Genomic DNA, 8,903 nt, shown 5'->3' with positions numbered 1-8,903 from the left:
AAACTCATATCACGCATTTTTGTGCGCGAAATTCAACAGGTTTTTAGCGATTGCCCAGATGGGGTTGGTCGGGGGGATACAGCGTAGCGATGCTTGTGTGCCTACCCAAAGCCCTCCCCCTCACCTTTTAAAAGCCGCCACCACGGCCTGTAGTGCCTCGATCTGCGCTCCGTCCAATCCTTCCAGGTCAAGGTCTGGCGGTGCGTGAAGCCCGCAGAGCCTGTCGAGAGAAACATTGTAGAACCTGGCCAGCAGCGCGGCATTGTCAATAGATGGGGCGGTCTGCCCGGCCTCCCAGCGCCATACCTGTGTGAGAGAAGTACCAATATGTTCGGCCACCTGCTGCTGAGAGAGGCCTTTTTGTACTCTTATGTCCCTGATATTGTCTCCAAAAACGCCCATAAAAAGATTTTTTTGTGCCCTGAGCCCTCTCTGGCCAGCGCGTGTCGCACGGACCAAGTGTAGAATGCGCATTGCGCAAATCTTCATTTCATCGGTTTTTCAGCAACGGATTGAATTAGCCCTGACTTACCGGAAAATGCTATTTTAGTGGGGTGAATGGTGCTAAAAGAATCTACCGGAATGCAATACTGCCCATGTGAAAGGATTGGTTACGCCGAATTTGCGTTCGCACGGGAGTGGGGAAATCCGGAACTAACTCCGGGGTTCCACCCGATTGGATAAATGGAATGTATTTTAGCGTTTCCTTTAATCAGGAGTTATTTTAAAGACCAACACCAGATAAATGAGTAAAAAGAACATCCCTTCAAAGCAGATAGAAGCCCTGTACGATGAGATCAGGCAAATTATAGAAGAAGCACGCAACACGGTTTACCGGACGGCCAACTTTGCAATGGTTCAGGCCTACTGGAATGTGGGCCGGCTGATTGTAGAGCAGGAGCAAAAAGGAAAGGAACGTGCAAAATATGGCGAAGAGCTTATCCGGCAGCTATCCGAACAACTTACATCGGAATATGGGAGAGGATTTACCGCCACCAATTTAAAGTACATGCGCCAGTTTTACAGCACTTTTGAGAAAAGTCACGCACTGCGTGACGAATTAACCTGGACCCATTATCGCTTGCTTTTAAAAGTAGAAGAGAAAGAAGCCCGGGAGTTTTACTTGCAGGAGGCAATTGAATGCAATTGGAGCACAAGAAGCCTGGATCGACAGATCAACAACCTTTATTATCAGAGAATGGTAATGAGTAAAAACAGCAAAGAAGTTAAGAAAGAAGCCATCCGGAAAACACAAAGACAAGAAGCGAGAGATATCATTAAAGACCCTTATGTATTGGAATTTCTCGACTTGAAAGACAATACTGATTTTAGGGAGAATGAACTGGAACAAGCTATTATAGACAAGCTGCACGATTTTTTACTGGAGTTGGGCAAGGGCTTTGCTTTTGTGGGCAGGCAATACAGGCTAACTACAGAAACAGGCAAACATTTTTATGCAGATTTGGTTTTTTACAACTACATTCTAAAATGCTTCTTAATTATCGATCTGAAAACTAAAGAGCTAAGCCATCAGGATATTGGGCAAATGGACATGTATGTGCGCTATTTTGAGGATAAAGTAAGACAAGAAAATGACAACCCGACAATCGGGCTGATCCTCTGTGCGAAAAAAGACCACACTATTGTCAAGTACAGCGTACTGAATGAAAATAAACAGCTTTTCGCTTCAGAATATAAAACCTACATGCCCAGTGAAAAGCAGCTGAGACAAGAAATAGAAAGAGAAAGAGAGATCGTAGAGCAGGAGAAGCGATTAAAGAAGTAAGTTTTTGGATACAAATGGATACGTCTTGGATACCGGCCTGCCGGACGGGCAGGTATCCATTTAACATTGAAACAGGAAAAGTCGTGTTCGTCATCGGTCGTCCGCAAAAAGCCACCCCGCTACCGCGCGAAATGAAATTCGACGAAGTCAATCCTTTCGCGTGGGCTTTACTATCAATGAAATGAACTCCACCCCGTACCCGCAAAGCCCTGCTTCGTAGGTGTTACTCCGGCCAATCAAAATCGTTGTTCAAAACACTCCAAAACAACAAAAGCGATGGTGTCTGGGGCTCAAATGAGGTTGATTCCACGTAAAAACCTGAGTTCGATTATTCTTCAGGATTCAGAACGCCTATAAATAGTGAGTTTCATGTGTTCATGTTTACTTTAAAAGGTCACATGGAACTCGCCATTTCAACCATCCTCCTGTGTTTTAATATTTTCTACGTAGCTCGTTTCAACTAAAAATGATGAAGGAATAGCGGGCTATTTCATCTGTTGTATTCTGATTTTAAGCGGTCAGATGGAACCTCGCAGGCTCGGTTTCAAGTCATTTTTAGGCAGAAAATCGCTGTTTAGAGGTGTAAATTTTATTGGCTTGTCCATAAAACACCAAACTACTTCGTTGCATTCTCGCGCTTTAGCCCGCTAAAGCTTTGAAAATGCGCCTTGTATTTTGGTGTTTATGAACCTCTGAATTCCCGAATAATAATCGAACTCAGGTTAAAACTTTGAGACTTTACCGAACCTGCGGAATTAAGGATTAATGACATGGATGATCTGAGCGAAGACATTACCAGGTTCCATCCTATCGGGTAGGTCTTGATTTTCCAAATGGGAATATCAAACCGAAATAATAGTTTTACAAACCCAATAAAAGCCTGGGTCAATGAGCAAAGAGACCAACAAATAAGGTCCGCAAACACCAGTAAAATCAGAAGAAATGAGTGAGCAGATAGCGATACCGGAAGAAGTCATTGTAAGCAAAATCTATCACATCAGAGAAAAAAAAGTCATGCTGTCCCATGATCTGGCAGAGCTCTACCAGGTGGAGACAAGGCGGCTGAATGAACAGGTAAAAAGAAACCCCGGTAAGTTCCCGGAAAGGTATATGTTCCAGCTTACACAGGAGGAATACAAATCTTTAAGATCGCAGAATGCGACCTTAAAGAGAGGACAACATTCCAAATATCCTCCTTATGCCTTTACAGATCATGGAATATTGATGCTGTCCAGCGTATTGAGAAGCGAAAGAGCAGATAAAGTAAACATGCTCATCATCGATACGTTTGTAAAGTTGAATGAAATGCTCTTGACCCACAAGGATATTTTGCTCAAACTCGAAGAAATGGAGAAGAGAGTAGCCGGTCAGGATGAGAAAATACAAATGGTCTTTGAATACCTGAAACAGTTCATCAGAGAGCAGGAAACCCCAAGAAAAAAGATCGGGTATAAGAAATAACGACAGGAAAAAATAACCCCCGTACCCGCAAAGCTCTGCTTCGTGGGCTGTTAATGCGGCAAGTTCTGCTTTGCCGTACAACTTCCACAAAGAATCCGTAGTAACCACTCCGGTATACCGGAGTTTTGAAATGGAAGAATGAAAACAAGCTGTACATTAGCGCAGCGGAGAAATCTATTATGAGATAAAAGTGTGAACTGAATGAGATTTCTCTCCCGAAATTCTTCGGGGCTGGCTACTCCGTACTTCGACCCTCAGCACTCCGGTCGAAATGACAACGGGATGTGGATGGGTTCTTGTTCCTGATTTTGATTTGGACTCGAACCCGCTATTCCGTAATCAACGAAAACCAATGGCAAACAAAAAAGCCTCGAGAGCAAACTCCCAAGGCTTTAGCGGTCTGGACGGGACTCGAACCCGCGACCCCCTGCGTGACAGGCAGGTATTCTAACCAACTGAACTACCAGACCTCTTAAAAAGGTGCCTTTCGACTAAGGCGCTGCAAAATTAGCGCAATTTTTAATCCGCGCAAATCATTTTTTTCGTCGGGGTGACTGGACTTGAACCAGCGACCTCTACGTCCCGAACGTAGCGCGCTACCAACTGCGCCACACCCCGAAAATCAACACATTCACTATACAAGCGCATGCTGTGGTGTCAAACTAAAAAGATCGCTTTTTCTTTAAAGGAGGGCAAAAATAGCGAAGAGTGACGCTCTTTTGCAAGTCCGGAAAAATCATTTTCAGGCCATTATTTTGCCCGGCCACACTTTGCGGCAGATGTGTATCTTCGGGGCATGGGAAATAAACCATTCCAAAGATGATTAAGCTGCTGGCAACAGGAGATTTGCACCTCGGGCGCAGTTCCACCCAACTGCCCGCCGGCGCCGACGAGTACCCGGTGTCGAAAGTCTGGAAGCGCATCGTTGAAAAAGCCATCAACTTGAAAGTAGATGCCTTGCTGCTTTCCGGGGATATCATCGACCGCGAAAACCGGTTTTTCGAGGCGGTGGGGCAGTTGCAGTCTGGTTTTGCGAAACTGCGCGATGCCGATATTCCCGTGTATATGGTCTCGGGAAACCACGATTTCGATGTGCTGCCGGATGTGCTCAACCATGATAACTCCGCTCACGTTCACCTTTTGGGTGCTTCGGGAAGTTGGCAGACAGAAGTTTTCGCCAAAAACGGCATCCAACTGCAACTTGTCGGCTGGTCCTTTCCAACCCAATATTTCCGCCAGGATCCAATCAACAGTCTTTTACGGGAGCAACTCAATCCATCATGGCCCACCATCGGTTTGCTTCACGGAGAAGTGGGCGCGCCAGATAGTTCGTACGCTCCGCTTGAGGTTTCCCGGCTACAGTCGGCAGGAGTGGGGTTGTGGGTGCTCGGCCATATTCACAAACCAGAGCATTGGGCATCGCCGGGCTGCGATATTTGGTACCCCGGTTCTCCGCAGGCACTCAGCCCAAAAGAGCAGGGGGTACACGGACCATTGCTGATTGAAGTTCATGGCATCAGTGATATTCGAACCACCCAGGTTCCGCTTTCCCCGGTGCGGTATGAAACGTTGTCGGTTCCCATAACGAGGTCTGCGGGGATTCGCGCTGAAGTAATGTCGGCTTTTAACGCCTTTGCCCATTCTGAGGATTTTGCTGCGATGGGCGTGGAGCATTTGGTGATTGACCTCATACTGACCGGAGAACAAGATGATATTACGTCAGTGGACGGTGCCTTGAAAAATATGGTAGAGGACTTGAATCTCGACCTGAACGGCATCGGTTTGTCTGTCAGAAAAGTAATCAATCAGCTCGTGCCGGCCATCAGCAATATGGAGGAACTGGCTCAGCAGTCGTCGCCGGCCGGATTGCTGGCTGAGTCTATTCTCGCGCTCCAACGCGAGGAAAGTACTCCGCTGCTCGAGAAAATGAAGGAGGAGTGGAACAACGCATTCTCCAGGGTGAAATCCGGAACGGCCTATACGGATTTGCAAGGGCGCGGTAAGGATGTGCTTTTTTTGGATGAACAGCAAGCGCGTAAAAATGACTACCTGCTCAATGCCTGCAAAAAGCTGCTCGGCGAATTGATGCAACAGCAAAACTCCGGACAACCATGAGCCCGCAGGTGCTCCATATCAGCAAGCTGAAGATATCTCGCATGCCGGGATTCAGGGACGGATTGCGCATCGACTCCGAATTTTCGCCACAACTCAATATCGTGTACGGCCCGAACGCCTCGGGAAAAAGTTCGGTGGCCCGCGCTATTCAGGAGGTTATCTGGAAAGACAATACGCGGGAATACACCATCAGTGCCCACGCCAAACTGGAGAGCGACGATTGGTATTTTGAATTGGACGCCGGTTTTTCAAGGTCGCAGCGAAACGGTCAAACGCAGGATTTCCGCACTCCACTGGCCGAGGACCGTCAGCGCTACCTCCTTGCGCTGCACGAACTGGTGACTGCAAAGGAATCGGAACTGGCAAGTGAAATTCACCGGCAGCTCAGCGGTGGCTTTGATCTCAACGCAGCACAAGCCAAACTGGAGTTTTCCGACAAAGTCAGCCGAAGAACCATTGCTGAAACTTCGAATCTTAAGAATGCGCGGCGGAATGTGCGCGATGTTCAAAACAAACAGGCGGAACTGAAGCGGAAGGAAGACGAACTGGCCTCGCTGCGCAAAAAATTACAGCACCTCGACGAGCAGCTGGGCAAAGAACGGCTGTATGAATACGCGTTGAAATTCAGAAAAGCAGCTTCCGCCAAAAACGCTGCGCAACTTGAACTGGAGAAGTTCCCTGTAGAGTTGAGCAAACTCAATGAACAGGACTTGAGTGACGTTGAAAAATGGGAAGGTGAATGGGCCACTGTAGATCAAACCGTCCGCCATGAAATGGCAAAACTCGCCGATCTCGAAACCGAACGCGACGAACTTTCTTTGCCGAAGGAGGGAATGAGCGACCAACAGGAAAGTGATTTCAACGCTGTTTTGCGCGACCTCGAAGAATTAACCCGACAGCACCGGGAGATAGCAAAAGACCTCACTTCTGCGGCGCAAAAACTGCAAAATGCCTCCGACAATCTCGAGCTCAAAAATCCTGACACCGAGTGGCCCGGACTTCGAATCAACCAGATTAAGCCCATTGAAGACGCATGGCTCAACACCTGGCAGCAACTGTCGGAGCAGAGAGCGCTGGAAAAAGAACTTTCTGCATTCAATGAAAGGTTAAATGCGCTTCCGCCCGAATTGGCCGACCGCGACACCCTGGTAAAGGGCATAGGTATGCTGACCAGTTGGTTGCAGGAGCAGCAGCCATCCACAGGGTCTTCGGTAAACACAGTACCTCAGTGGTCGCTTGTTGCGCTTTTCTTGCTCGCCGTGTTGGCAGCCGTCGTGCCTGTGTATTTTCCGTGGTTGGGATGGGGTTTGGTGGTGGCCCTGATTGCGGTTGCTATTGTTTTTCTCGCAAGGCGGAATCAGTCCGCGCAGCATGCTACAGTTAACGCAGGTACCTACCAACGCGATTATGAGCGTACGGGGCTTACCACGCCTTCATCCTGGAATCCCGAAGGAGTGAGCACATGCCTGGGTGAATTGGCGAAGCAGATTCAGCTTGCCGAAGAAAAAAGAGCGATAAACGAACACATCTCCCGCTGTGAAAAAAGACGAACCGACGTCAAGGGCGCTTTGGACGACTTCCAAAAACTGCTCGATCAACACCGCGAAGCGCTTGGTATGGCTCCTGTCACTGTGGATGCACAATCGCCGGGTGCGATGTACTTCTTGCTCAGCAATGCACGCATCTGGCAGCAGGCGCGTGATGAACGCGATGCACTGAAAGCCAATCTGTCGGAGATAAAAGAAAGGGCAACCAATAAAATAGCGACCTTCAATCATCTGCTCGCAAAATTTGATCGTCAACCTGTAGAAAGCTCCAGCCAGGCTACAGAGGTTTTTAAGCAATTGGAGAAAGCCGAACGCCGCAGAAAAGAACTGCGGTTGGAGATCAACGCTTGCAACCGCACCATCGAAGATAAGAACGGAGAGTCTGAAAAACTCAACGAACAAATAGATGCGGTCTATGCGCGGCTTCAGATTGAAAACCGCGACAAGTATCAGCTCCGCGAACTTCACAAGCAGTTGCCCGATTATCTTTCCGCAAAAGAAAAACTAAGCAATGCAACGCGCGATTCTGAGTTCACCCGGATTGATTTGGAGAATCACGCGCTGTACCAATCAGAGCGCACGGAAGTGGAAGAGTTATCGGCCGAAGAACTCGAGCAACGAATGGCCCGATTTGAGGAAATCCGCGAGAAGCGTAAAAAAGTTTACGACGAGGTGATCGAAATTCAAACCCGCGTAAGTGATACCAAAAAGGGCCACGACCTGGAAAAGGCCTTGCTGGAACAAGAACATTGCTTTGAAGCACTGGAAGGGGCATTTGAATCGAACCTGCAACAATTCACCGGAGCCGTTGTTGCCGAAACCTTGCGCAGCGCACACCACGACCAAAACGACTCAAAACTCTATCAGCAAGCCAATGTGTTGTTTAGAACCATTACCCAGCAACAGTATTCGCTGCAGATTCCCGACGGAGCCAACGAATCTTTCCGCGCGATGGACGAGGTGAAACGGGTAGGGCTTTCGCTCGAAGAACTCTCCACCGGAACGCGCATTCAGTTGCTGCTGGCGGTGCGATTGGCTTATATCGAAACACAGGAAAACCAATACCGCTTGCCGCTGCTCGTGGATGAATTACTGGCTAATGCCGACGACGTTCGGGCGCAGGCCATCATCGAGGCACTGGTGGCCATTAGCCGAAGCGGGCGACAGGTGTTTTACTTTACCGCACAGGCCGACGAGGTGAACAAATGGCGAGCTTATCTCCATGATCACTCTGATGTGGAGTACCGCGCTATTTCGCTCGACGGAAAAGCCGGAGCGCCTTTGGATTTTCAATCGCTGCCGGAGATCTCAGAAGTCACCGCACAAGTTCCCGGGCCGGGAGACTTGTCGCACCGGGAATACGGTGCTGCCATTGGCGTCAAGCAATTCAGTCTGATGCAAGACCCCATCGAGCGTTTGCACCTATGGTACCTGGTTACCGATACCGAAACCTTGTACCAGTTGCTTCAAAACCGTTTGCAATTCTGGGGGCAATTGCGCCAAATGGAAACAAGGCCGCCCGCTTTTGCCGGAAAGGATTGGTCGAGTCGTTTTAAACGTTGGCTGAACCGCGCCACTTTGGTTGAAAAGTTCCTGTTGTTGTACCTGCAAGGCCGGCCGGCGCCCGTTCAGCGACAGCATCTGGTTGATTCTGCGGCTTTTTCGGATGCACAAATAGAGCCTGTGAACGAACTGCTCGTATCGCTCAATCACAATCCTGAACTGCTTTTGCAGCGTGTCACTGAAATTCCAGGAGTAGGGCCGGGCCGGGTAGAAAAGTTCCGCGAATACCTCGAATCGAAAGGCGTACTTGCTGACGGGCAGCCGAGGTTATCGCAAGACCAAATGCTGGAAGCGCTTTACCCCATTGCCGCCGGTCTCCATATCGAACCCGGTGAAATGCTGGCATTGGTGGAGACGTTGTGGGTGGATTAGTCGGTTCCCAATGAGGTTTTTATGATCGTTGAGAGGATTCAGGAAATAAACACATAAAG

Annotated in this window: 5 protein-coding genes and 2 tRNA genes; 4 read left to right on the top strand and 3 right to left on the bottom strand. The window is 48.7% G+C overall.

Annotated features, from left to right (window positions below; all coding sequences use genetic code 11):
- Positions 1-120: 120 nt before the first annotated feature.
- On the bottom strand, positions 121-489 hold the full coding sequence (locus EA392_12505; GenBank protein ID TVR37577.1) for an XRE family transcriptional regulator: 369 nt from the start codon (positions 487-489) through the stop codon (positions 121-123).
- Between the two features lie 256 nt (positions 490-745).
- Between EA392_12505 and EA392_12500 the strand changes: the two genes are divergently transcribed.
- Positions 746-1,786 (top strand): DUF1016 domain-containing protein, encoded by a 1,041-nt coding sequence (locus tag EA392_12500; protein ID TVR37576.1) that lies wholly within the window; start codon positions 746-748, stop codon positions 1,784-1,786.
- A gap of 942 nt (positions 1,787-2,728) precedes the next feature.
- A complete protein-coding gene (locus EA392_12495) occupies positions 2,729-3,247 on the top strand; it encodes an ORF6N domain-containing protein (protein ID TVR37575.1) in 519 nt (172 codons plus the stop codon).
- A 393-nt stretch (positions 3,248-3,640) separates the two neighbouring features.
- Here the strand turns inward: EA392_12495 and EA392_12490 are convergent.
- Together EA392_12490 and EA392_12485 are read right to left on the bottom strand one after the other, a co-directional pair.
- A tRNA-Asp gene (locus EA392_12490) sits at positions 3,641-3,717 on the bottom strand.
- Positions 3,718-3,789: 72 nt separating this feature from the next.
- Positions 3,790-3,865, bottom strand: a tRNA-Pro gene (locus EA392_12485).
- 201 nt (positions 3,866-4,066) lie between these two features.
- Between EA392_12485 and EA392_12480 the strand changes: the two genes are divergently transcribed.
- Entirely contained in the window at positions 4,067-5,362 is a 1,296-nt protein-coding gene (locus EA392_12480) for a DNA repair exonuclease (protein TVR37574.1), read from the top strand.
- Complete coding sequence (locus tag EA392_12475) at positions 5,359-8,844, top strand: hypothetical protein (protein TVR37573.1); 3,486 nt, start codon at positions 5,359-5,361, stop codon at positions 8,842-8,844. The genes EA392_12480 and EA392_12475 overlap by 4 nt, the downstream gene beginning before the upstream one ends.
- Positions 8,845-8,903 lie beyond the last annotated feature (59 nt).

This window comes from Cryomorphaceae bacterium (assembly GCA_007695365.1).
In the GTDB taxonomy this organism is placed as follows: Bacteria; Bacteroidota; Bacteroidia; order Flavobacteriales_D; family SKUL01; genus SKUL01.
This window is presented reverse-complemented; position numbering and strand designations above follow the sequence as displayed.